Source organism: Dyadobacter luteus, assembly GCF_003383615.1.
Classification (GTDB): Bacteria; Bacteroidota; Bacteroidia; order Cytophagales; family Spirosomataceae; genus Dyadobacter; species Dyadobacter luteus.
The window spans coordinates 25,983-49,513 of sequence record NZ_QNUL01000011.1; the positions used below are offsets into that span (position 1 = coordinate 25,983).

A 23,531-nucleotide genomic window follows, 5' to 3' on the forward strand; every position below is an offset into this window, starting at 1 on the left:
ACTCATTTTTCTAACATTTAACGGTTAATTGTTAACCAATAATATTAATGGAGCAAAAGGCCAGGGTGGCCCAGCCGATAGCTGATAGCCGACGGCCGACAGCTCGGTTATTTATAACTTCTTTGGGCAATTTTAATGTTCTCGTAAACAAGCTCTTCCTTATGAAGCTCCCATTCTTCCTCGAATTTGTGCTCCCATGCAGACACGAACATGAAGTTTTCGTCATCACGAAGTGCTTCACCTTCTTCTGTCTGGTGCTCTTCACGGAAGTGACCTCCACATGATTCTTCACGAGTCAAAGCGTCAAGGCACATTAGTTCACCGAGTTCGATAAAGTCAGCAACACGTCCGGCCTTATCCAGTTCAGGGTTGAATTCATTTTTGCCACCCATCACTTTCACATCCTTCCAGAACTCTTTGCGAAGCGCGCGAATTTCTACAATCGCTTCTTTCAAACCCTGAGCATTACGAGCCATACCACATTTCTCCCACATGATCTGACCCAGACGACGGTGGAACAATTCAGGAGAAGTTTTTCCCTGGATTGACATCAAAGTTTGGATACGGTCGGTAACTTCTTTCTCAACCCTGACAAACTCAGGATGATCAGTTGAAATCTTTCCGGTTCCAATTTCTTTCGCCAGATATGAACCAATTGTGTAAGGAATTACAAAGTATCCGTCAGCAAGTCCCTGCATCAAAGCAGATGCTCCCAAACGGTTGGCACCGTGGTCAGAGAAGTTAGCTTCTCCCAAAGCGTAAAGACCCGGAACTGTAGTCATCAGATTATAATCAACCCAAAGTCCACCCATTGTATAGTGAACCGCAGGATAAATACGCATAGGCACCTCATAAGGATCCTCTCCTGTGATCTGCTTATACATATCGAAAAGGTTACCATATTTCTCTTTTACGACAGCCTTTCCCCAGATGGTAATATCCTCTTTCGATGGATTAGCAATATTGTTCTTGTTTGCTTCACCTTTTCCGTAACGCTCTACAGCAGCTGCAAAGTCAAGGAAAACAGCAAGTTTTGAGCTACCTACGCCATAACCTGCATCACATCTCTCTTTCGCAGCACGCGAAGCAATGTCACGGGGAACAAGGTTACCAAAAGCAGGATAACGGCGCTCCAGGTAGTAATCTCTTTCATCCTCAGGAATTTCATTTCCCGGACGGGTATCGTTCTTTTTCTTCGGAACCCAAATCCGTCCGTCATTACGAAGAGATTCAGACATCAAAGTAAGCTTCGACTGATGATCTCCTGATACAGGAATACAAGTCGGGTGAATCTGTGTAAAGCATGGGTTACCGAAGTAAGCGCCACGTTTGTGTGCTTTCCAGGCTGCAGTTACATTGCTACCCATAGCGTTGGTAGAAAGGTAAAATACGTTTCCGTATCCACCTGTACAAAGCAAAACCGCATGACCTCCGTGACGTTCAACTTCACCGGTGATCAGGTTTCTTGCGATAATACCGCGGCATTTACCATCGATATTAACTACGTCAAGCATTTCGTGACGGTTGTACATTTTCACTGTACCCATCCCAACCTGGCGCTGCAATCCTGAATAGGCTCCAAGAAGTAACTGCTGCCCTGTTTGCCCGGCCGCGTAGAACGTACGCTGAACCTGCGTTCCACCGAAAGAACGGTTGGAAAGCAAACCACCATACTCACGTGCAAAAGGAACACCCGCTGCAACGCACTGATCTATAATATTTCCGGAAACCTCTGCAAGGCGGTGAACATTTCCCTCTCTTGCTCGATAATCTCCTCCTTTAATCGTATCGTAAAAAAGACGGTAAACCGAGTCACCATCATTCTGATAGTTCTTAGCGGCATTAATACCACCCTGTGCAGCAATTGAGTGTGCACGGCGTGGAGAATCCTGAAAACAAAATGCTTTTACCTTATAACCCATTTCGGCAAGCGTAGCGGCAGCAGATGCACCCGCAAGACCTGTACCTACAACAATGACTTCAAGGTTACGTTTATTGGCAGGGTTTACAAGAGCTACCGACGACTTGTATTTACTCCATTTTGTTTCAATCGGCCCCTGTGGTATTTTGGCATCCAGGCTAGATGAAGTTGCCATATATATTTTTACTTTTAATTAGTCTGAAAAATTAAATTCAAGCAAGAGCTTTTAACAGCTGATTAGTACACCCAACCAAAGTAGATGGAAATAGGCATCAGTGCAAAAAGTGCAGGAATAACAATGGAGAATGCTGTACCTACAAATGAAATAAGACCATTATACTTCACATGGTTAAGTCCAAGTGACTGGAAAGCACTCTGAAAACCGTGCAGCAAATGCCAGAACAGAGAAATACATCCCAGAACGTAGATCAATACGACCAGCGGATTTTGGAAAATCTCCAGCATCATTTGATACAGATTCAATTCTTCACCTGTAGCAAACTGGTTTGAACGGTTCGGAATCCAGAAATGTGCAGTATGAATAACCAGGAAGATCAGCAACAAAGTACCAAGCAAACCCATGCTTCTTGAATACCATGTACTGTTGGCGGATGCTTTATTAACAGCATACTTCACAGGACGGGCAGCGGCGTTGGATTTCCATAGCATCAGACCGTCTACAATATGGATTATAAATCCTGCTACAAGACCAATTTCGAGGGTACGGATAATGGGGTTGGTACCCATAAAATGTCCCCAGTGCGTAAAAGTCTCTCCGCCATCATTGTAAAAAATCATGGCATTGATGCCAGCATGAATAACCAGAAAGCTTATTAGAAAAAGTCCGGTAAGAGCCATCACAAGTTTCTTTCCGATGGAGCTCGTTAACGTTTGTGTAAACCACGACATAAAAAACACGAATGGTTTTAGTGCAAAAAAATGAGGTATATTTAGAACGATTCAAAGGTATGGCACAAACATTTGCAACACAATAAATCAAAGTGCTTTTTCCCCATCCTGTTTATAATTTATAATCATTATTAAGAATCCCGATATTACCGTATCAGACATTTACCTAAGTTTGTCGCACTGTGTAAAAGAGTTTACTACAAATGCAGTTTCAAACTTGGATAGTACACAGTTTTTACATTGTTTTTCGTTAAAGTTTTAGTCCGATATCTGTTAAGCAAGTTCAATATGACGCATTCTCTCCTTCAGCTCAGATCATGGTTGTTTTTTTTGTGCCTGTTTTTTGTCTTTCAGGCAAATGCTACCCACTTCCGCGCCGGAGAGATTACCGCACGCAGAATTTCTGACACCTCCCCTACCTACGAGATTAAACTTACCGCATATTTTGACGTGAGTCAGAGAGGAAAACCAGCTGCTGATGCAGCCAACAATATCCTTTTCTATTTTGGCTCTGCTACTTCCACATCTGCCAGGGTTTCACAATCTGTTGCCCGAAATTCGGTAAGAGACATTGGGTTAAATACGACCGTCAACGAATACATCACAACTTATACCTTTCCCGGAACAGGAAATTACCAGATTTCTGTGACCATGGATAACCGAAATGAGAATACGCTTAACCTGAATAAGGGTATTAACACCGACCAACTCAACTTCTACGTACACACAACAATTCTGGTAAATAGCTCACTCGGAAGGAATCAAACACCAACTCTACTCAACCCACCTATCGATCTGGCTGCTGTAGGCCAACGTTATGTTCACAATCCGAATGCATACGACGCTGACGGAGATAGTCTTTCGTACAAAATTTATGTACCTCAGGAAGAGGGCAGACCAGGTTTTGGTATAAATATTCCTTATGAGGATCCCAACCTGATCGGCGCACCCGGACAAACAGAAGCCGGAGCCACACCGGCCACTTTCAGCATTGATCCGATCTCGGGAGATCTGGTTTGGGACGCCCCCGCTTCTCCGGGACAATATAATGTCGCCTTTCTGATCGAAGAGTGGCGGGACGGTTTCATGATCGGCCGTATCGTGCGGGATATGCAAATCATTGTCGAGGATGCCAGAAACGACAGGCCAGTAATCAATCCCCTCGATGATATATGCGTCGAGGCAGGTACCAGAATCAGCCAGCCCGTTACCGCAACAGATAAAAACGGAGACAGGCTCACGCTTACTTCAACCGGCGGGGTCTATGACCCGACTCTGGTCAAACCCGCGAATGCCACTTTCACTGTCCCACAGCAGGGAACCCTCGGACAGGTCGCTGGTACATTTACATGGCAGACAGGCTGTGACCACGTCAGACTTGAACCTTATAGTGTACTGTTCAAAGTAGAAGACGCAGCCGCTTCAGGAAATGCGGCACTGTTCAGAAAACTCGTAGACATGACTACGCTCAATATCCGCGTTTTTGGACCTAAACCAACTAATCTCACCGCAGTGGCTACAACAGATCCGGCCGGTATTGCTTACAGGCTTAACTGGAACACTTACCAATGCCAGATTCCGGGTGCCAGAATCGCCATTTACAGAAGCGAAGGATGTAAGGAAATCCCCGAAGATGTATGTATCTCCGGTATCCCCGCAGGATCAGGCTACGAGAGAATCGGACAGGTTGCCATTAACCAGACCACCTATCTGGACAACCAGACTGGATTAAAAGCAGGGGTTTCATACAGCTACAGGATCGTTGTCGAATTCCCAAGGCCAGGGGCCAATATTAACGAACCGGGTTACCTGGTTGGCGGTGGAGAAAGTATTGCCTCTGAAATGGCCTGTCTGGAAGTGCCTACCATCATGCCTGTCATCACACATGTTACTGTAGACCAGACAAGCCAGACAGCCGGTGAAATTACTGTCAGATGGACCAGACCGATGTCTCGTGCAGGTGTTCCGGCCCAATACAAACTCATGAGGGCAACAGGACAAACCGGAACGAACTTCACCACAATCGCTACCATCAGTACCAATCTTGATCCTGCTGTGGCAGATACGCTGTTTGTTGACAAACTGCTCAACACCACTGACAATGCATACAGATATCAGCTCGAATATTCCACCACCCAGGCAGGAAGCCTCGCTATCGTTGATGTTACCGAACCCGCAAGCAGCGTAAGACTGGAACAAGGTGCCGCAATTCCGACAAGTATCAGGCTCAACTGGTCGGCACTTGTGCCATGGAACAACAATGGTACAGTCCACAGGATTTACAGAGAGGATAAGGACAACCCGGGGACATTCAACAGAATTGACGACATCACCACACAGGGCGGCCAGCCGTTTACTTACATCGATGACGGTATTGACAAATTCCCCGCAGACGGAACCATCAATGTCACGATCTCGAAGGAAACTTCTTACTGCTATAAAGTAGAAACACTGGGCTCCTACAACGACAGACAGATCAAACCGGATACATTGCTGAATTTCTCGCAAATCATTTGTCTGACCGCCTCGGATACCACAAGGCCATGTCCGCCGGTATTAGTCATTGACCCGCTGGATTGTGCAGAACTTAATAAAACACCGGAGATTTTCTGTAACCAGAATTCCTTCACCAACAATCTCTCATGGACTTATCCACAGGAATGTGATCAGAACCTGAATGCTTATAGGGTGTATTATGCAAGATATGAAGGCGACACCCCCGCGCTCGTAGGAACCGTGACTGCACCTCCTATCCCGCTCTCAACTTCATTTGCTCATAACGGGCTTACCTCTTTTGCAGGATGCTATTATGTCACAGCCGTCAATAGTTTCGGGGTGGAAAGCGCACCGAGCAATATCGTTTGCAAAGACAACTGCCCGATGTATGTGCTGCCCAATGTATTTACGCCTAACGGTGACAACAAAAATGACATCTTCAAACCGTTTGACTGTCCCGCTTTCGTACAGTCTGTAGAATGCAAAATATTCAACAGATGGGGCACACAGGTATATGAAACAAAAGATGTAAACATCAACTGGGACGGTAAAACAAATGCCGGTAAAGAGCTCGCTGCGGGACAATACTACTATGAAGTGTCCGTAACATTCGAATCCGCTACCAGAAATCCTAAGCCAACTATCATTAAAGGTTGGGTGCAAATCGTTAAATAATTATTAGTATATCTGATATGTAAATGGGGTTTGGTTACTTTTCATAGTGACCAGACCCCATTTTTATTTAATACGGAAAGTAATATCTGATGGATTGGTTAACTGACACACATTTTTAACTATATTTTCGTTGCAATAGTAAATGAATCAGAAACAATGCAACAAAATTGTATCTGATTCCGAATTACATAGTATCATTGAGATCAGCGATCGCCCATCACAATTCTGATAAAACCCTGTCCTAAATTAGACACTTATTTATATGCGTTTCTTTTTACGATACTGGCAGATTTCATTCTGTTTTCTTCTTTTTATTATCACATCAAAAGTACAAGCCACGCACATCCGGGCAGGGGAAATCACAGCGAGGAGGCTATCTCTAACTTCACCCACCTATGAGATAAAGCTGACTGCTTACTTCGATATTGTAAATGGAACAACTGCTGCTGAACGACAAGATTTTGCCGAATTTACAATTGGTAATGTCAATTCAACAGGTGCATCTGTTGTGCTCCGGGCACCACGAATTCTACCCATTGTCAATATAGGAAACAACAGTACCCGAAATGTATACATCATCCAGTACACTTTTCCCGGAACTGGTCAATATCGTATATCCTTTGAGGAGGACAACCGAAACAATAATGTACTCAACATTGGTCCTAAACCTACTCAAAACCTTAATTTTTACGTAAGTACAACACTGAATATCAACTCAAACCTTGGTTTAAACCAAACGCCTGTACTTTTAAATGCTCCTATTGATCTTGCTGCAGTAGGCCAACGCTACATTCATAATCCAGGCGCTTTTGATGCAGATGGAGACAGTCTTTCCTACAAAATGTTTATTCCACAAAGAAGCGGAGTAAATGGATCAGGAATTAATCTTGAATATGACGACCCTAACCTGATCGGTGCTCCAGGAAATACAGAAACCGGAGCCACACCGGCTACTTTCAGCCTCAATTCTGTAACAGGGGATATCATTTGGGACGCTCCCATGCAAACGGGATATTATAATATTGCTTTTGTTGTAGAAGAGTGGCGTGATGGCTTTCTGATCGGCCGTATCGTGCGGGATATGCAAATCATTGTCGAAGATGCCAGAAACGACAGGCCAGTCATCAATCCACTGGATGATATATGCGTCGAGGCAGGTACCAGAATCAGTCAGCCCGTTACCGCAACAGATAAAAACGGAGACAGGCTCACGCTTACTTCAACCGGCGGGGTATATGACCCGACTCTGGTCAAACCCGCGAATGCCACTTTCACAGTCCCGCAGCAGGGAACCCTCGGACAGGTCGCCGGTACATTTACATGGCAGACAGGCTGTGACCACGTCAGACTTGAACCTTATAGTGTACTGTTCAAAGTAGAAGACGCAGCCGCTTCAGGAAATGCGGCACTGTTCAGAAAACTCGTAGACATGACTACGCTCAATATCCGCGTTTTTGGACCTAAACCAACTAATCTCACCGCAGTGGCTACAACAGATCCGGCCGGTATTGCTTACAGGCTTAACTGGAACACTTACCAATGCCAGATTCCGGGTGCCAGAATCGCCATTTACAGAAGCGAAGGATGTAAGGAAATCCCCGAAGATGTATGTATCTCCGGTATCCCCGCAGGATCAGGCTACGAGAGAATCGGACAGGTTGCCATTAACCAGACCACCTATCTGGACAACCAGACTGGATTAAAAGCAGGGGTTTCATACAGCTACAGGATCGTTGTCGAATTCCCAAGGCCAGGGGCCAATATTAACGAACCGGGTTACCTGGTTGGCGGTGGAGAAAGTATTGCCTCTGAAATGGCCTGTCTGGAAGTGCCTACCATCATGCCTGTCATCACACATGTTACTGTAGACCAGACAAGCCAGACAGCCGGTGAAATTACTGTCAGATGGACCAGACCGATGTCTCGTGCAGGTGTTCCGGCCCAATACAAACTCATGAGGGCAACAGGACAAACCGGAACGAACTTCACCACAATCGCTACCATCAGTACCAATCTTGATCCTGCTGTGGCAGATACGCTGTTTGTTGACAAACTGCTCAACACCACTGACAATGCATACAGATATCAGCTCGAATATTCCACCACCCAGGCAGGAAGCCTCGCTATCGTTGATGTTACCGAACCCGCAAGCAGCGTAAGACTGGAACAAGGTGCCGCAATTCCGACAAGTATCAGGCTCAACTGGTCGGCACTTGTGCCATGGAACAACAATGGTACAGTCCACAGGATTTACAGAGAGGATAAGGACAACCCGGGGACATTCAACAGAATTGACGACATCACCACACAGGGCGGCCAGCCGTTTACTTACATCGATGACGGTATTGACAAATTCCCCGCAGACGGAACCATCAATGTCACGATCTCGAAGGAAACTTCTTACTGCTATAAAGTAGAAACACTGGGCTCCTACAACGACAGACAGATCAAACCGGATAATCTGCTCAACTTCTCGCAAATCATTTGTCTGACAGCCTCGGATACCACAAGGCCATGTCCGCCGGTATTAGTCATTGACCCGCTGGATTGTGCAGAACTTAATAAAACACCGGAGATTTTCTGTAACCAGAATTCCTTCACCAACAATCTCTCATGGACTTATCCACAGGAATGTGATCAGAACCTGAATGCTTATAGGGTGTATTATGCAAGATATGAAGGCGACACCCCCGCGCTCGTAGGAACCGTGACTGCACCTCCTATCCCGCTCTCAACTTTATTTGCTCATAACGGGCTTACCTCTTTTGCAGGATGCTATTATGTCACAGCCGTCAATAGTTTCGGGGTGGAAAGCGCACCGAGCAATATCGTTTGCAAAGACAACTGCCCGATGTATGTGCTGCCCAATGTATTTACGCCTAACGGTGATAATAAAAATGACATCTTCAAACCATTTGACTGTCCCGCTTTCGTACAGTCTGTAGAATGCAAAATATTTAACAGATGGGGTACACAGGTTTACGAAACAAAAGATGTAAACATCAACTGGGACGGTAAAACAAATGCCGGTAAAGAGCTCGCTGCGGGACAATACTACTATGAAGTGTCCGTAACATTCGAATCCGCTACCAGAAATCCTAAGCCAACTATCATTAAAGGTTGGGTGCAAATCGTTAGGTAGAAAAATTATTCTTTCTAATTATATTAGAAAAAATAATTTCTTTGTAGCCTGATTCTCACGAGTCAGGCTATTTTTTTATCACCAGAAATGTAATCCACTACACATTTTATGAAGAAGGCATATATTTTCCCCGGCCAGGGATCTCAGTTCAAAGGTATGGGACTTGATCTCTACCAATCTTCTGAATCAGCGAAAGCGCTCTTTGATTCTGCGAACGAAATCCTGGGTTTCGACATTACCAAAATCATGTTCGAAGGCACAGATGAAGAGTTGAAACAAACCAACGTTACCCAACCCGCCATCTTTATTCACTCAGTTGCGCTTGCTAAAACCAGTGCCAACTTCGCCCCTGATATGGTTGCAGGCCACTCACTTGGAGAATTCTCTGCTTTGGTAGCAGCTGGCGGTCTGTCATTTGAACAAGGTTTGAAGCTGGTTGCACAACGTGCGGATGCTATGCAAGAAGCTTGTGAAATCCGTCCGTCTACGATGGCTGCTATTCTGGGTCTTGATGATAAAACCATTGAAGATATTTGTGCCTCTATCACTGACGAAATCGTAGTTCCCGCCAATTACAATTGCCCTGGACAAGTTGTGATCTCCGGAAGCGTTGAAGGCGTTGAAAAAGCATGCGAGTTACTGAAAGCCGCCGGTGCAAAAAGAGCGTTGCTCCTGCAAGTAGGAGGTGCTTTTCACTCCCCGTTGATGGAGCCTGCCCGTGAAAAGTTGGCAGCAGCAATTAAAGCCGCAGAATTCCAGACTCCAATCTGCCCTATTTACCAGAACGTAAATGCAAAGCCATCCACTGATATCAGTGTAATACGCGAAAATCTCATCGCACAGCTGACAGCACCAGTTCGCTGGACGCAATCGGTGGAAGCAATGGTAGCTGATGGCGCAGGATCATTTATCGAATCAGGACCGGGAAAGGTGCTTCAGGGATTGGTTAAAAAGATCGCTGGACCGGTAGAATTATCAAGTATTTAAAATTTTTTTTGCCAAATACTTGACAAAGTAAATCCTCCTACTTACTTTTGCAGCACTATTTACGGTTTTGGCCGATGGTGTAATGGTAACACTGGACATTTTGGTTGTCTCATTCAGGGTTCGAGTCCTTGTCGGCCAACAATAGTAACGAAAGCCTCTTATGTGAAAACATAAGGGGCTTTTCTGCTTTCAGTCGACTTTGCGATCATTTTCAAAAATGAACAACAAAGAAAAAGCCGCTGCAACTTTCGTTACAACGGCTTACTTTCTGTGGTGATGGACGGAATCGAACCGCCGACACAAGGATTTTCAGTCCTTTGCTCTACCGACTGAGCTACATCACCAGGCTCAACTGGCTCCCTTTGGGACTGCAAAACTAGATGTTTGATTTTGCTTTCCAAACTATTTGAGTGAAATTTTTCAAAAAATTTTATCTCTACTCCTTTACATATACCCTATCGCCCTGATTTTCTTTTATTTAAATAGAAAAAATAAATTTTTCAGTAACAAAATATTTATACAGACACATTTTTCTCATATTTGTCAAATAGTATGCTTGCATACTATAATATTCACCATGCATCATAAATGTATCCTATATGGAAATATTGGGTCAAATTTTGTTCATAGCGGTATTGGCAGCTACAGGTTGGCTGGTATATAAGCGCGCAATACTTATAAAGAGTACCATTTCACTCGGCAAGAGCGAAGAGCGTACGGATCAGCCTGCGCGTCGCTTTGCTACTATGCTACGCATTGCTTTTGGTCAAAAGAAAATGTTTGACCGTCCGCTGATCGGTTTTCTGCATTTTATCGTCTACGCAGGTTTCATTCTGATCAATGTTGAGGTACTGGAAATTATTCTTGATGGATTATCAGGTAAGCACAGACTATTTTCTCCTCTTCTCGGATCATTGTATCCGGTATTGATCGGATTTTTTGAGTTTCTTGCAGCCGGTGTTCTGATCGCCTGCGGTATTTTTCTTATTCGCCGTACTATTGTCAAAACAGAACGATTTCAGCCCGCAAGACATCGGGAAATGAACGGATGGCCGGCTCTGGACGGCAAGATTATTCTCCTGTTCGAAATTGTATTGATGGCCGCTATACTCACCATGAATGCGGCAGATTCAGTTTTGCAGGATATGGGCAGTACACATTACACGCAAACAGGTAATTTTCTCATCAGTCAATTTCTCAAACCATTGTTTACGGGCTGGTCTGAACCCACATTGATCATATATGAGCGGACAGCCTGGTGGCTACACATTTTGGGCATCTTTGCTTTTGCTGTATACCTCACCTATTCCAAACATTTACACATTGCGCTTGCTTTCCCGAATACTTATTTCTCCCACCTTACCCCAAAGGGCGAAATGAATAATATGCCGGAAATAACCAAAGAGGTAAAAATCATGCTTGGATTAGAGACTCCGGCAGATTCTGCAAATGAAGTGCCGGAAAGGTTCGGAGCGAAAGATGTTCCTGATCTTAGCTGGAAAAACTTACTGGACGCTTATTCATGTACAGAGTGCGGCCGATGCTCAGCGGCTTGTCCTGCCAATCTTACAGGGAAGAAGCTTTCTCCCCGGAAAATCATGATGGATACCCGCGACCGTCTGGAGGATATCGGCCGTAACATGCAGGCTAACGGCGGCAACTTCCTTCCCGACGGAAAAAATCTGATGGGTGATTACATTCTGGAAGAAGAGATACTAGCATGCACTACCTGTAATGCGTGTGTGCAGGAATGTCCGATCCTGATCAATCCGCTAGATATTATTTTACAGCTTCGGAGGCACCAGGTGATGGACGAATCCAAAGCACCTGCTTCCTGGAATATGATGTTTCAGAATCTGGATACCAATCGGGCGCCCTGGAAATTTTCACCCGGAGATCGTTTTAATTGGGCAGACGCCGTAAAAATAGGTTAAAATAAGAGCAGAAAACGCTCTCTTCAAATCGGATGAAACCATGATGGAAGAATCAACATATAAAGTACCAACCATGGCAGAAATGGCTGCCGCCAATGAAACGCCGGAAGTTCTTTTTTGGGTAGGTTGCGCAGGCTCTTTCGACGATCGTTACAAAAAAGTGACGGTAGCATTTGTAAAAATACTGAATAAAGCAGGCGTTAAATTTGCGGTATTAGGAACTGAAGAAAGTTGCACAGGTGATCCTGCCCGACGCGCCGGAAACGAATTTACGTTTCAGATGCTGGCGATGTCGAATATTCAGGTGTTGGATATGTATGGCGTTAAAAAGATCGTGACAGCCTGTCCGCACTGCTTTAATACACTCAAAAACGAATATCCCGAACTGGGCGGCAACTACGAAGTCGTGCATCATTCCGAATACCTTCAGCAGCTAATCAATGAAGGTCGGGTGCGTATCGAAGGAGGAGAGTCTTTCAAAGGAAGGAAAATCACTTTTCATGATTCCTGTTATCTCGGGCGTGCCAATGATATTTACGAAGCTCCCCGCCATGTTCTGGAGGCTCTGGATGCGGACTTAGTTGAAATGAAACGTTGCCGTACCAAAGGGCTATGCTGCGGAGCGGGAGGGGCTCAAATGTTCAAAGAACCTGAACACGGCCGGAAAGATATCAATGTTGAACGTATTGAAGAGGCGCTTTCCACGGGTGCGGATACGATTGCTGTGGCTTGTCCGTTCTGTATGGTAATGATGACCGACGGCGTAAAAAACAAAGAAAAAGAAGAGCATGTACGTGTCTTTGACCTGGCAGAGCTGATTGCTCAGGCAGAAGGATTATAAGGTGCACAGAAACTTAGTCCCGCCTGGCACTGTTTTATTTTCAGTTTAGATTTTACATAAAGCATTAAAACAATGTATATACCATTCAGCGACCTTGACCTTGAAGCACGTGTCTGGATCTATCAGGCAAATCGTGAGCTTACCAAAGATGAAACTGCAGTATTGACCGAAACATTAAAATCGGCACTGGATAACTGGGACGCGCATGGAAAACCACTGACAGCCTCGGGCAAAGTATTCGAACATCGTTTTGTAGTAATCGGTGTAGATGAGCGTGACGAAATGCCAAGCGGATGTTCCATCGACAAATCTGTGCACTGGCTTCAGCAAATCGGCAGCCAGATGAATGTAGATTTTTTTGATCGTTCTTTGGCCTACATTAACGAACAGGATCAGGTAGTAACCATTCCTGTCTCAAAAATCAAACAGGCAGTTACTGAGGAAACGATCACTGCCTCTACCACCGTTTTTGACAACCAGATAGCCACCAAAGCGCAATGGCTCAACAGATGGAAATCTCCGGCTTCCCACACCTGGCTGGCGCGTTATTTCTCCGATCAGCCCGTTTGAGGTTTTGAAAGAAAAGTATCGCTGTCTAATTTTGCCTTATTACTTAAAACTTCCGGATGCGTTTTTTCAGATCAATATTGGCTTTAAGCCTTTTGGCCATACTCTGGTCATGCGATGACAGTGTGGTTTATAAAGCGCATGAGGACATCAAGGACGGCTTATGGTATATTAAAAATAAACCTGAATTTAAGGTTAGTATTGAAGATACGGTGAGCCGTTATAATGTGTATTACGTATTCCGCAATGCGCTCCAGTACCCGTATTATAATTTGTACCTGACAAGGCAGGTAAACGGGCCAGACGGGGCATTGATCTCGAATACATTGGAAGAGCTTTTTGTATCCAACGAAATTACCGGAAAGCCCTATGGAAAAGGACTTGGTGACCTCTTTGATCACAAAGTTCCTATCGCCAAAGATTACTCATTTCCAAAATCAGGAGTGTATACCTTCAAGCTTTCCCAATCTATGCGTCAGAATCCCTTACCTCACATATTGAGTGTGGGTATCGCTGTGGAAAAAGTGAAAAACGAACCTTAATCCACATTCTTTAGTGGATTTGAAGAGCCAGCCTCATTACCAGTGGCTGGTTTTTTCTTTTTCCTGTATTTTCTATACGGCTTTTTCGGTACAGCACTTTGCTGTAATTCACGCTGTTCTTCTTTCTTTTCCTCAGCCACTTCATGTACCGGTTCACCCAACAGAAATCCGTAAGGTTCTAATACCGGAATCGCATCAAACAATACTTTCAGTATGGCAGTGACAGGTAGAGCCAGAATAAGCCCTGACAAACCCCACAGCTGGCCACCCAGAAACAGCGCTACAATGGCAGCCAGGGGGTTCACACTCACCTTGGAGCCTACAATGTTGGGAGTAATGAAATTGCCTTCCAGAAATTGTACAAAGCTCATCACACTAATAACACCCACAGAATACCATATCGAATCCATTGTCACAATAGCCAGCACCGCCGGAAGAACCGAGCCAATAAGAATGCCGATATAGGGGATCAAGATCAGAAAACCGGCCAGAAAACCAAAAAATATGGCATGGGGAATGCCTAGCAACAGCAGCCCTATACTGTTCAGTACCCCTACAATCAGAATGACCAGAAACAGACCTGAAAGGTAACTTTGAATGACCTCATAAATCTTTTTGAGTAAAATATTCAATTCCTCTTTTGGTACACTACGGATTGCCTTGTGGACAAACCGCCGGAAGAAATCGCGGTACAGCAGGAAAAAAAATATATACAGAGGAATTAATATAAAAGTCGAAATGGCTCCCGTGGTCGTAACCAGCGTATTCAACAAAAATGCCCTTCCTTCGCTCAATCCGTTGATCAGATATTTTTTTGCCTCGCTCACCTGCTGCGTTCTGCTGAGATTCAGGTATTTTTCGCCCATAGTAAGTGTCTGCTCCATGAGTACTTCCGTTTTTTCGGTGATCCGTGGGAGCTCTTCGGCGAAACTGCCGATCTGCAAGGTTACCACATACACCAACACCACAATACCAATTGAAAAAGCCAGAATACTCAACAGAATCGCTCCTATCCTGGGAACCCTAAACCTTTCCAAAAATGCACACAGCGGATGTAAAAGAATCGAAAGTAAAACTGAAAATGCCAGCGGAATAATAGTTTCCCTTAATACATAAAGAATATATACGATGGCAATAAGTGATACAAGAGCACATGCAAGTTTCAGGTAAAAAGGGGTTTGTCTATCTTTGCCCTGAACCGAATTAGAAGAAGGATTCATGAATAAATTAATGTATCTGTGGTTTGCTGTGAAAACGGTACTTTGCTCGTGCAGTTCTGACCATAAAGAAAACGGATTCGACAAAGTGCGGTCTGACTACAAAATTAGCAAAATAGGTAAGCTTCCTTCTGTTGCGGATGAAAGTTCCGGTTTGGCAAATGGTACAAAAGCAGGCACCTACTGGACGCATAACGACAGTGGCGGCAAACCTGAGCTTTATGAAATAGACGAAAAAGGTAAATTACTTTCTACCAGACAGGTTGCAAACGCAAAAAATACCGACTGGGAAGACCTTGCCGAAGACCATAACGGGAATCTGTACATAGGCGACTTCGGTAATAATGGTAACAAAAGACAGGATCTGAATATTTACAAAGTCTCCGATACAGGTGGTAACCCTGCAAGAATTACGTTTCGATATCAAAACCAGACAGCTTTTCCTCCTCCGGAAAATGAAATGAATTACGACTGTGAAGCGTTTTTTCATTCCGGAAATCATCTATACCTTTTCTCTAAAAACCGTAGTAAAAGCCATAACAAGGTATTTTTATACCAAATGTCGGATCAACCAGGGAACTACACACTAAATACCTCTGACAGTATCGAAATAAACAGCCAGGTAACCTCGGCCGATATTAGTCCTGATGGGAAGACTTTCGTCCTGCTGACTTACGGGAAAATTTTGCTATTTGCTGTTGACAATGGAATGATTAACTTTAAACGACCAGTGGGTTGTTTTAAAATAGTAAAGAAGCAGGTAGAGGCAATTTTGTTTCTTAATAACAAGGATATGTTGATAACCAATGAGCAAGGACAAATATTCCGGGTTACCCGCCGGTGATATTATGTTTATGTTAATAAATATACAAAACATATAATGTCAAAATCACATCTGTTAATTTCGAATCCGATTTAACAACACAAATAAAAATGAGCACTGCAAAAACGCTTAATACTGCCCCTAAGGTATTAGTAGTGGACGACGACAATGACATTGTAGAGCTTCTTGAATACAACCTGATTAAAGAAGGTTATAATGTTCTTACAGCATCCAATGGGAAAAAGGCTATTGAAATTGCAAAGACATTCGTCCCGGACCTCATTTTACTCGACATCATGATGCCTCAGTTGGATGGCATCGAAACTGGCCGGATGCTGCGCCAGAATCCGGATCTGAAAAATACATACATCCTTTTCCTGACGGCACGTTCGGAAGAATATTCGGAGGTGGCTGCCTTTGAGGTAGGTGCCGACGACTATATCACGAAGCCTATCAAGCCTCGTGCGCTGATGAGCAGGATCAATGCGTTGTTCCGCAGAGAAGCTCAAAAAGCAGATTCGGGGGATCAGATAGACATACTCGACCTGAGCATCAACCGTAAAAATTACACGGTTACCCAGCAAGGCGGAAAGTCGACCGTTTTACCTAAAAAAGAATTTGAGCTTTTGTTTTTCCTTGCTCAGACTCCTAATAAGGTTTTCAATCGTGACGAACTGTTGCAGAAAATCTGGGGGGCCGACATATATGTACTTGAACGGACAGTGGATGTACACATTCGCAAGCTTCGGGAGAAGCTGGGTGACCAGTACATCAAGACTTTAAAAGGCGTTGGCTATATGTTCAGTAACGAAGTAGCTTAATTCGCGAAAATATCATGAAGGAAGGACTTAATCGTCTTTCCTTCTTTTTTTCCTTTCCTTTTTACGAAACGCGAGCTTGATGTTCACTTCTCCGTTTTCATCCAATGCTTTCAGGAAAATTTTAGAACCTTCCTTTCTCTCCGGATTATTCGGATTCAGCACATAAGTTGAATCCCGTTTTTTAAGATTACTCAGCGGAATGGCAATATTGATGTCTGTCTTTTTGCCAAAGCTGTATACACCGTCAACGAAAAGAGTCATGACATTAGACTCTATCTCCATCGGTTCTATTTCAATTTCCTGTCCCCGCAAATGGAAGTTATTTGTAATAGGCGCAAATTGGACACTTTCGAAATTCCGGTTTTTGAAAACCAGCTTTTTCATTTTCAGGAAGGGCTCAAAATTATTGATATGTCCGTTTGTCAGATTGATATGTAAAAGCCCCTTCATTGTGGCAGGCATAAGCCGCACATTGTTGTTGAGGCTACTCTCAAAGTTAAAATCTGTGCTTAATCTACCTTTCAGATTCTGGTCTGTTAACGTCTTTTGTCCGAAGTTATCGAATGATTCAAACACGCTTTGAACATCGGCATTATCAATTTTCCCTCTTATAGCCAGGTGCGGCATAGCTCCCGAACCGTTATTGCCCATCTCTCCTGAAATACGAACACGTGCACCTTTAAAAGCTCTCATCACAAAATAGTCCAGCGCCATTCCATTATCCTTTGCTGTAAACTTCCCTTTCACCTGGGAAGCCGTAAAGCGCCGATACGTTACTTTGTCAGAACTTAATTTGGCAGTAATTTCTATATTATCAATGGCTTCATCTAACAATTGAGATAATTTCAATTTATCCTTTCTCTTCACCGTTTTCTCACGTGCAGCAAAAAGTGTTTCCAGCCAGTTGAGCTTCCAAACAGGGATATTGATATTGACTAATGCTCTGAGCGACTTGGGCGATCCAAACAGGTACGGGACAAAATCCATCACGCGCCCGTTCAGGTAAAGCATATTTGGTCCGTCAGAGAAATTCAGATTCTGAAAAACCAACGCTTTTTCATTGAAAGCGAAATCTCCACGCAGTTTTGTAAGATGTACCTGGCGTGGCAGATAATCCATAGCCACATCCCTGAATGAAGCTTTACCCCATAATTTCCCGTTAAATTTATCCTTTTTCAGGTCATAAAACCTTTTAAGACTTCCGTCAAAGTGAAAGTCTATATACGCCTTCCCTTTCAGAAAACGATATCTGGCGGGATCCAGTAACTGATCCATTTGCGACGCGTCGGCACTCAGATATCCGTCAAGCTTTGCCTGAGGATCTTTAAAATCATTAACAATCAGTTTTAATTTAAACGGAATCTTTCCGAAAAGTCCTTTAATATCGGATGTTGTAAGTCTGGCATTCGCAGGTTCCGGTTCTCTCAACGAATCTGCCTGATTGGTATAATACCCTTCAGCTACCACTTTATTTAAAGTTCCAACCGGCAATTCATAGTTAAATGGCTGCGTCTCAAACCTGAGATTTACTTTGGGTTTTCTACCCTTCCCCCTGCCCAGCAGCTGTACATCTGTATCTACGAGTGATTTAACACCTATAGAGTCAATCTGTGCTCTGATCACCTGTGGTAACAAAGGCAAAGCATGGTCAACAGCAATACGCTTTGCCTGAAAATTGAGATGAAACGGATTCAGTGTATCCTTAAAATTAAATACACCGCTGATGTTTACATTGTCCTTCGTACTTGTTTCCATAACTGAAGGATAGACTGTGATTCTTTTCCTTTCATCATCGAAAGAAAGTAAAAGATGCATGTTTGTTTCCTGGTTCTCCAGAAAAGCACCTTTCTCAGGCTTGAAAGTTAATCCTCTGAAAAAAACAGATCCGTCAAAATTCGCATTGGTTGCCGAATCCGTCAGGGTGATTCGGTTTGTGGCATCATGAAATAAGCCTCCGTAATTTTTACCTGTGACTGAATCAGCAAAACTTACCGCAAAATTGATAAAGCGCAGATTACTCAGTTTTGTAATCAGGTCATTTGGTTCAGATGCTTTTTGCGAGTCTTCTTTTTCTCCCTCAGATTTAAAGATGGTAAGATTTGAATACCCGTCCTTTCTCACAAAGATGTTCAGGCTACCGTTTTGCAAGACAAGATTTTTAATCTTAAAATCGCCCCGATACAAGCCGTTGAGATCAAGTGTTGCATGCAATAGCTCCAGATCCAGAAAAGCAGTTTTGTGCTGTTGATAAAGGCTGTCTGTCAGTTTTACATTAGCAAGTGTAAAATTCAATCCGAAGCCACCTGTAAAAGGCCTGAATTTAAAGTCGCCAATTTCAAGATTGCCGTTCAACTTTTCGTTCACAGCTTCCTGTATTTTACGAAAAAGCTTTTCCTTATTTCTGTCCAGCCAAATTTCCACAGCGCCAAAAAGCAGCAGGCCAAAAAGGGCGACAATTCCCGTAATTTTTAAAAATTTAGCAAGCATGAAAAAGGAAGATGTGATAATCCGGAATTAGGGTAACAAAAAAACGTCTCATGTAGTGCAGCCACTTGTCACGTTTACTAATAACGTGCCACATAATACTCCTTCACACAATTGCCCTACGATGTTACCTCCGTCAATTTCGCTATTCACGTCAAAAAATGCTAGTTTTGTTCACTCTTTTGTATAACAGAAGCTGATAATCACCAATACTGCAAACAAAAATGCTACTAAGCGAACAGGAAATTTTACGCAGGCAGAAGCGCGACGAGTTGATGCGCATGGGCATTGAACCCTATCCAACGGAAGAATTTACGGTAAATACGTATGCTGCCGACATCAATAAAAACTACGAAAACAATAAGATTGATTACAAACATGTGACCATGGCGGGCCGCTTGATGGGCTTCCGTATTATGGGTAGTGCGGCATTTGCCGAAATGCAGGACAGCACCGGACGGATACAACTATACTTCCGTCGTGATGACCTGTGCCCCGGTGATGACAAAACGCTTTACAACACTGTATTCAAGAAGTTATTAGATATAGGCGACATTATCGGTATCACTGGTTTTGTGTTCACGACACAGACAGGTGAAATATCGGTGCATGTGCAGGAATTTAAAATCCTGAATAAATCATTACGTCCGCTTCCGGTTGTGAAACGCGACGAACAGGGTAATGTCTATGACGGGTTCACGGATCCTGAACTTCGTTACCGTCAGCGTTATGTCGATCTGATTGTAAATCCTGAAGTGCGTGACATTTTTGTTAAACGTGCCAGGATCATTACTACCATGCGCTCATTTTATGATTCAAAAGGATGGCTTGAAGTTGAGACGCCAACATTGCAATCTGTTCACGGCGGTGCTGCAGCGCGTCCATTTGAAACGCATCATAATTCGCTTGATATAGATCTTTATTTACGGATTGCCACCGAATTGCATCTTAAACGCCTTATAGTTGGTGGTTTTGAGGGCGTATATGAGATTGGAAAAAACTTCCGTAACGAAGGAATGGATCGTACGCACAATCCTGAATTCACTTTGGTGGAGCTTTATGTAGCTTACAAAGACTACCTGTGGATGATGCGTATGACTGAAGAAATGCTTGAAAAAATCGCTATCGCGGTTAATGGCACCACAAAAGCCAAATTCGGGGATACTGAACTTGACTTTGCAGGCCCTTATAAGCGACTAAGCATTACAGATGCTATTCTCCAATATACCGGATTGAACGTAGATGCGCTGGACGAGGTTTCTATTCGCGAAAAATGCCGCGAATGGGGTATGGAAGTTAACGATAGCATGGGTAAAGGAAAACTGATCGACGAAATTTTCGGAGAAAAAGTAGAACACCACATTATCCAGCCAACATTCATTACTGATCACCCGGTGGAAATGTCGCCGCTTACTAAAAAGCACAGAAGCAAACCAGGCATGGTAGAGCGTTTTGAGCTTTTCGTAAATGGTAAAGAAATTGCAAATGCTTATTCCGAGTTGAACGATCCGATCGAGCAGAAGGAGCGCTTTGAAGATCAGCTGAAATTGAAAGAACGTGGGGATGACGAGGCCATGGAAATGGATGATGATTTCATAAGATCCCTGGAATATGGAATGCCACCTACATCGGGAATCGGGATCGGGATTGACAGACTAACCATGCTTCTTACCAATAACTCCAGCATTCAGGAAGTCATTTTCTTCCCTCAGATGCGCCCCGAAAAGAAGCAGGAAATGGCAAAAGAAGCAGATTACGTAACAGCTGGTGTACCGGCAGTATGGATTCCTGCTTTGCAAAAAATGAATATTCTTACCATTGAGCAACTTAAAGCGGCGAGTCCTAACAAAATATTCAACGATTTGGGTGGATTGCGTAAGAAGCTAAAAATTGAAGACAAACTTCCTCAGCTCGACGATATCAAAAGTTGGGTGGAGTAAATCGAAAAGAATAGAAACTAAAAATGCCGGATCGTAAGATCCGGCATTTTTAGTTTCTGCAAAAAAAATATAATTATATCTTTTTTACCTGTACAGCGTTTAAGCCTTTTTTTCCTTCAACGACCTCGTATTCTACCTGGTCATTTTCACGAATTGTAAGCCCTCCCAATCCTGTCACATGGACAAAAATGTCTCTGTTTGTGTCGTCTTCAACGATGAAGCCATATCCCTTAGCTTCATTGAAAAATTTTACAGTACCTGTTGGCATAATGTTGTAAATAAAAATTAAATAAGGTGAAAATACATCGGAATGTAACCGATCCAATTTACTGAGATATTGCGTATCCAAACAATTGAATGAAGCTTGGCTGATTTACAAAAGAAATTTTGGCAAATCGCACCAACACATCTTGATAATAATGAACCACTTACAAATTCCTTAATCACAAAGAAACAAAAATTGTGTGTAAAACAATTTATTTAGCGCAATAATTTGAGAATTTAAGACTTAACGGTAATTTACAGCGAAGACTGCCCAATGTTAAAATTTACTACAATGCTTGTAAATACTACCGAAAATTGCTAATTATGAGGCGATTATTAGAAAAGAGGACATGAACAGACTTCGGTATTTCGTAGAGGATCAGATATTTGGCGTATGTGCGAAGTTGGGAGAAAAGCTCAATTTCCCTGCCAGTAGTATCCGTTTATACTTCATTTATGCCACTTTTATGACCTTCGGGTCACCCATAATTCTCTACCTCATTATGGCTTTCTGGCTCGAACTCCGCCAGCATTTGAGAAGAAGAAACAGTCCTACGATTTGGGAGTTTTAGGTTGAGGAATACCCGTAAGCTGATAAAAACGGTGCTTCCCTAAAACAAAATATTCCCACACCACACTTCTGTAATACAAAGGCGCTCTGTACGTAACACGTTTTTGCCCTTTTGTCAGTGAAGGAATCATAGCATAAAAAGCAAAATGTGCCCTGATAATTGCCAATACGTCAGGAAGGGCTCCGCTTGCTATAAACCTCACGCTTGAAATTCCATCCAGAACAAGTCTGAAGAAAATAGTTTTCCATCGCCTGCCTTTCGGAAGATTTTTGAAAAGCATTACCAGGTTATTTCTGTAGTTCAAGAAGGTTTTTCTAGGATTGGATTTATGCAGAGTACCACCACCCACATGGTAAACTGATGACTTTCCTGAATAGGTGATACGGTAACCCATATTCAGCAACCTCCAGCATAAATCAATTTCTTCCATGTGAGCGAAGAAGCGCTGGTCAAAGCCATTCGCTTTATGAAAAGCATCTGCTCTCACAAATAAGCATGCTCCCGTTGCCCAGAAAACATCTTTTTCATCGTCGTATTGTCCTTCATCTTTTTCACGGGTATCAAAAATTCGCCCGCGGCAAAATGGATAACCCAGATAATCCATGTAGCCTCCTGCAGCACCCGCATACTCAAAGTGCGTTCTTAGATCATACGCAAGTATTTTGGGCTGACAGGCTGCAATTTTTTCATCCGACTCCATAAAGGAGATTACGGGAGCAATCCAGTTTTCTGTAACTTCTATATCAGAATTGAGAAGTATGTAGTAATCGGACTTGATCTGCCGTAAAGCTTCATTATATCCTCCCGCATAACCCTTATTTTCTGGTATCAAAAGTGTTTTTACGAAAGGATAATTGGCTGACAACCACTCCATGGAGTGATCAGTGGATGCATTATCCGCCACCCAAACATCATGACCATCGGAATGCGAAATAACTCCGGGCAAAAATTGCTCCAGATAATGTTGGCCGTTAAAATTCAGAATTACAATTGCAACACTGGGAGGGGTCATGCAAACTCAGATTATTTCATTAGTCCGCCCAGATCCAGCCCTGGTATGTTGGGAAGAACTCCATCTGTAGCCTTTTGAAGATGTTCTTTAATCTTAGGCTCTATCCTTTCATAGGCTTTATTTACTGCGGCAACAATAAGATCCTGTAACATTTCTTTATCATCAGGATTAATCAGCTCCTTATCAATATCAAGCCCGATCAGATTTTTCTGGCCATTCACTGTAGCACGCACCATACCACCACCAGACTCCGCCGTTTCCACAATTCCAGATAAAGATTCCTGAGCTTCTTTCATACGAGACTGAAGGTCTTTCATTTTACCCATCAGGCCCATCATATCGGCCATATTTCCAAACATATCTATATCAATTTTTATTTTATAT

The 23,531-nt window shown here is 43.3% G+C and carries 18 protein-coding genes and 1 tRNA gene; 11 read left to right on the forward strand and 8 right to left on the reverse strand.

Annotation, left to right across the window (positions count from 1 at the left end; genetic code table 11):
- Positions 1 to 107: 107 nt before the first annotated feature.
- Both DSL64_RS14610 and DSL64_RS14615 read right to left on the reverse strand, forming a co-directional pair.
- A complete protein-coding gene (locus tag DSL64_RS14610; protein ID WP_115831660.1) occupies positions 108 to 2,096 on the reverse strand; it encodes a fumarate reductase/succinate dehydrogenase flavoprotein subunit in 1,989 nt (662 codons plus the stop codon).
- Between the two features lie 62 nt (positions 2,097 to 2,158).
- Positions 2,159 to 2,830: a succinate dehydrogenase cytochrome b subunit gene (locus tag DSL64_RS14615; protein WP_115831661.1), complete on the reverse strand. Its 672-nt coding sequence runs from the start codon at positions 2,828 to 2,830 to the stop codon at positions 2,159 to 2,161.
- Positions 2,831 to 3,118: 288 nt separating this feature from the next.
- Here DSL64_RS14615 and DSL64_RS14620 point away from each other — a divergent pair, with 288 nt between their 5' ends.
- The 3 genes from DSL64_RS14620 to fabD all read left to right on the forward strand — a co-directional run bounded on the left by DSL64_RS14620 (position 3,119) and on the right by fabD (position 10,130).
- Positions 3,119 to 6,001, forward strand: a complete 2,883-nt coding sequence (locus DSL64_RS14620) for a T9SS type B sorting domain-containing protein (protein WP_115831662.1) — start codon at positions 3,119 to 3,121, stop codon at positions 5,999 to 6,001.
- Positions 6,002 to 6,263: 262 nt separating this feature from the next.
- On the forward strand, positions 6,264 to 9,143 hold the full coding sequence (locus tag DSL64_RS14625; protein ID WP_115831663.1) for a T9SS type B sorting domain-containing protein: 2,880 nt from the start codon (positions 6,264 to 6,266) through the stop codon (positions 9,141 to 9,143).
- 108 nt (positions 9,144 to 9,251) lie between these two features.
- On the forward strand, positions 9,252 to 10,130 hold the full coding sequence (gene fabD / locus DSL64_RS14630) for an ACP S-malonyltransferase (RefSeq protein ID WP_115831664.1): 879 nt from the start codon (positions 9,252 to 9,254) through the stop codon (positions 10,128 to 10,130).
- Between the two features lie 271 nt (positions 10,131 to 10,401).
- Here the strand turns inward: fabD and DSL64_RS14640 are convergent.
- Positions 10,402 to 10,474, reverse strand: a tRNA-Phe gene (locus DSL64_RS14640).
- A 255-nt stretch (positions 10,475 to 10,729) separates the two neighbouring features.
- Between DSL64_RS14640 and DSL64_RS14645 the strand changes: the two genes are divergently transcribed.
- The 4 genes from DSL64_RS14645 (at position 10,730) to DSL64_RS14660 (ending at position 14,014) form a co-directional block, all read left to right on the forward strand.
- Positions 10,730 to 12,064 (forward strand): 4Fe-4S dicluster domain-containing protein, encoded by a 1,335-nt coding sequence (locus tag DSL64_RS14645; RefSeq protein ID WP_115831665.1) that lies wholly within the window; start codon positions 10,730 to 10,732, stop codon positions 12,062 to 12,064.
- Positions 12,065 to 12,104: 40 nt separating this feature from the next.
- Positions 12,105 to 12,905: a (Fe-S)-binding protein gene (locus tag DSL64_RS14650; RefSeq protein WP_374755832.1), complete on the forward strand. Its 801-nt coding sequence runs from the start codon at positions 12,105 to 12,107 to the stop codon at positions 12,903 to 12,905.
- A 72-nt stretch (positions 12,906 to 12,977) separates the two neighbouring features.
- Positions 12,978 to 13,475 (forward strand): hypothetical protein, encoded by a 498-nt coding sequence (locus DSL64_RS14655; RefSeq protein ID WP_115831666.1) that lies wholly within the window; start codon positions 12,978 to 12,980, stop codon positions 13,473 to 13,475.
- 56 nt (positions 13,476 to 13,531) lie between these two features.
- The gene (locus DSL64_RS14660) at positions 13,532 to 14,014 is read left to right on the forward strand and encodes a gliding motility lipoprotein GldH (RefSeq protein ID WP_115831667.1); all 483 of its coding nucleotides are present in this window, start codon (positions 13,532 to 13,534) and stop codon (positions 14,012 to 14,014) included.
- On the opposite strand, the gene DSL64_RS14665 is transcribed toward DSL64_RS14660, so the two are convergent.
- On the reverse strand, positions 14,011 to 15,234 hold the full coding sequence (locus DSL64_RS14665; protein WP_115831668.1) for an AI-2E family transporter: 1,224 nt from the start codon (positions 15,232 to 15,234) through the stop codon (positions 14,011 to 14,013). The genes DSL64_RS14660 and DSL64_RS14665 overlap by 4 nt on opposite strands.
- Between DSL64_RS14665 and DSL64_RS14670 the strand changes: the two genes are divergently transcribed.
- Together DSL64_RS14670 and DSL64_RS14675 are read left to right on the forward strand one after the other, a co-directional pair.
- On the forward strand, positions 15,233 to 16,075 hold the full coding sequence (locus tag DSL64_RS14670; RefSeq protein ID WP_115831669.1) for a YjiK family protein: 843 nt from the start codon (positions 15,233 to 15,235) through the stop codon (positions 16,073 to 16,075). The two genes, DSL64_RS14665 and DSL64_RS14670, sit on opposite strands and share 2 nt — an antisense overlap.
- A gap of 89 nt (positions 16,076 to 16,164) precedes the next feature.
- Positions 16,165 to 16,875, forward strand: a complete 711-nt coding sequence (locus tag DSL64_RS14675) for a response regulator (RefSeq protein ID WP_115831670.1) — start codon at positions 16,165 to 16,167, stop codon at positions 16,873 to 16,875.
- Between the two features lie 27 nt (positions 16,876 to 16,902).
- Here DSL64_RS14675 and DSL64_RS14680 read toward each other — a convergent pair whose 3' ends face one another.
- Positions 16,903 to 19,362 carry an AsmA-like C-terminal region-containing protein gene (locus DSL64_RS14680; protein ID WP_115831671.1) on the reverse strand — a complete coding sequence of 820 codons (2,460 nt, stop codon included), beginning with the start codon at positions 19,360 to 19,362 and terminating at the stop codon, positions 16,903 to 16,905.
- A gap of 221 nt (positions 19,363 to 19,583) precedes the next feature.
- Here DSL64_RS14680 and lysS point away from each other — a divergent pair, with 221 nt between their 5' ends.
- A complete protein-coding gene (gene lysS, locus DSL64_RS14685) occupies positions 19,584 to 21,299 on the forward strand; it encodes a lysine--tRNA ligase (protein WP_115831672.1) in 1,716 nt (571 codons plus the stop codon).
- Positions 21,300 to 21,372: 73 nt separating this feature from the next.
- Here the strand turns inward: lysS and DSL64_RS14690 are convergent, their stop codons facing one another.
- Positions 21,373 to 21,567 carry a cold-shock protein gene (locus DSL64_RS14690; protein WP_026629450.1) on the reverse strand — a complete coding sequence of 65 codons (195 nt, stop codon included), beginning with the start codon at positions 21,565 to 21,567 and terminating at the stop codon, positions 21,373 to 21,375.
- A gap of 346 nt (positions 21,568 to 21,913) precedes the next feature.
- On the opposite strand from DSL64_RS14690, the gene DSL64_RS14695 reads away from it, so the two are divergent.
- Entirely contained in the window at positions 21,914 to 22,135 is a 222-nt protein-coding gene (locus DSL64_RS14695; RefSeq protein ID WP_115831673.1) for a PspC domain-containing protein, read from the forward strand.
- On the opposite strand, the gene DSL64_RS14700 is transcribed toward DSL64_RS14695, so the two are convergent.
- Both DSL64_RS14700 and DSL64_RS14705 read right to left on the reverse strand, forming a co-directional pair.
- Positions 22,116 to 23,147 (reverse strand): glycosyltransferase family 2 protein, encoded by a 1,032-nt coding sequence (locus tag DSL64_RS14700; RefSeq protein WP_115831674.1) that lies wholly within the window; start codon positions 23,145 to 23,147, stop codon positions 22,116 to 22,118. The genes DSL64_RS14695 and DSL64_RS14700 overlap by 20 nt on opposite strands.
- An 11-nt stretch (positions 23,148 to 23,158) precedes the next feature.
- The gene (locus DSL64_RS14705) at positions 23,159 to 23,506 is read right to left on the reverse strand and encodes a YbaB/EbfC family nucleoid-associated protein (RefSeq protein WP_115831675.1); all 348 of its coding nucleotides are present in this window, start codon (positions 23,504 to 23,506) and stop codon (positions 23,159 to 23,161) included.
- Positions 23,507 to 23,531: the final 25 nt, after the last annotated feature.

Excerpts from the sequence above, each read along its gene's own strand:
- DSL64_RS14655 (WP_115831666.1), top strand. The coding sequence starts at position 12,978 with ATGTATATACCATTCAGCGACCTTGACCTTGAAGCACGTGTCTGGATC.
- DSL64_RS14650 (WP_374755832.1), top strand. The coding sequence starts at position 12,105 with ATGATGGAAGAATCAACATATAAAGTACCAACCATGGCAGAAATGGCT.
- DSL64_RS14695 (WP_115831673.1), top strand. The coding sequence starts at position 21,914 with ATGAACAGACTTCGGTATTTCGTAGAGGATCAGATATTTGGCGTATGT.
- DSL64_RS14675 (WP_115831670.1), top strand. The coding sequence starts at position 16,165 with ATGAGCACTGCAAAAACGCTTAATACTGCCCCTAAGGTATTAGTAGTG.
- DSL64_RS14645 (WP_115831665.1), top strand. The coding sequence starts at position 10,730 with ATGGAAATATTGGGTCAAATTTTGTTCATAGCGGTATTGGCAGCTACA.
- DSL64_RS14670 (WP_115831669.1), top strand. The coding sequence starts at position 15,233 with ATGAATAAATTAATGTATCTGTGGTTTGCTGTGAAAACGGTACTTTGC.
- DSL64_RS14615 (WP_115831661.1), bottom strand. The coding sequence starts at position 2,830 with ATGTCGTGGTTTACACAAACGTTAACGAGCTCCATCGGAAAGAAACTT.
- DSL64_RS14665 (WP_115831668.1), bottom strand. The coding sequence starts at position 15,234 with ATGAATCCTTCTTCTAATTCGGTTCAGGGCAAAGATAGACAAACCCCT.
- DSL64_RS14680 (WP_115831671.1), bottom strand. The coding sequence starts at position 19,362 with ATGCTTGCTAAATTTTTAAAAATTACGGGAATTGTCGCCCTTTTTGGC.
- lysS (WP_115831672.1), top strand. The coding sequence starts at position 19,584 with ATGCTACTAAGCGAACAGGAAATTTTACGCAGGCAGAAGCGCGACGAG.
- fabD (WP_115831664.1), top strand. The coding sequence starts at position 9,252 with ATGAAGAAGGCATATATTTTCCCCGGCCAGGGATCTCAGTTCAAAGGT.
- DSL64_RS14610 (WP_115831660.1), bottom strand. The coding sequence starts at position 2,096 with ATGGCAACTTCATCTAGCCTGGATGCCAAAATACCACAGGGGCCGATT.
- DSL64_RS14660 (WP_115831667.1), top strand. The coding sequence starts at position 13,532 with ATGCGTTTTTTCAGATCAATATTGGCTTTAAGCCTTTTGGCCATACTC.
- DSL64_RS14625 (WP_115831663.1), top strand. The coding sequence starts at position 6,264 with ATGCGTTTCTTTTTACGATACTGGCAGATTTCATTCTGTTTTCTTCTT.
- DSL64_RS14700 (WP_115831674.1), bottom strand. The coding sequence starts at position 23,147 with ATGACCCCTCCCAGTGTTGCAATTGTAATTCTGAATTTTAACGGCCAA.
- DSL64_RS14690 (WP_026629450.1), bottom strand. The coding sequence starts at position 21,567 with ATGCCAACAGGTACTGTAAAATTTTTCAATGAAGCTAAGGGATATGGC.
- DSL64_RS14705 (WP_115831675.1), bottom strand. The coding sequence starts at position 23,506 with ATGTTTGGAAATATGGCCGATATGATGGGCCTGATGGGTAAAATGAAA.
- DSL64_RS14620 (WP_115831662.1), top strand. The coding sequence starts at position 3,119 with ATGACGCATTCTCTCCTTCAGCTCAGATCATGGTTGTTTTTTTTGTGC.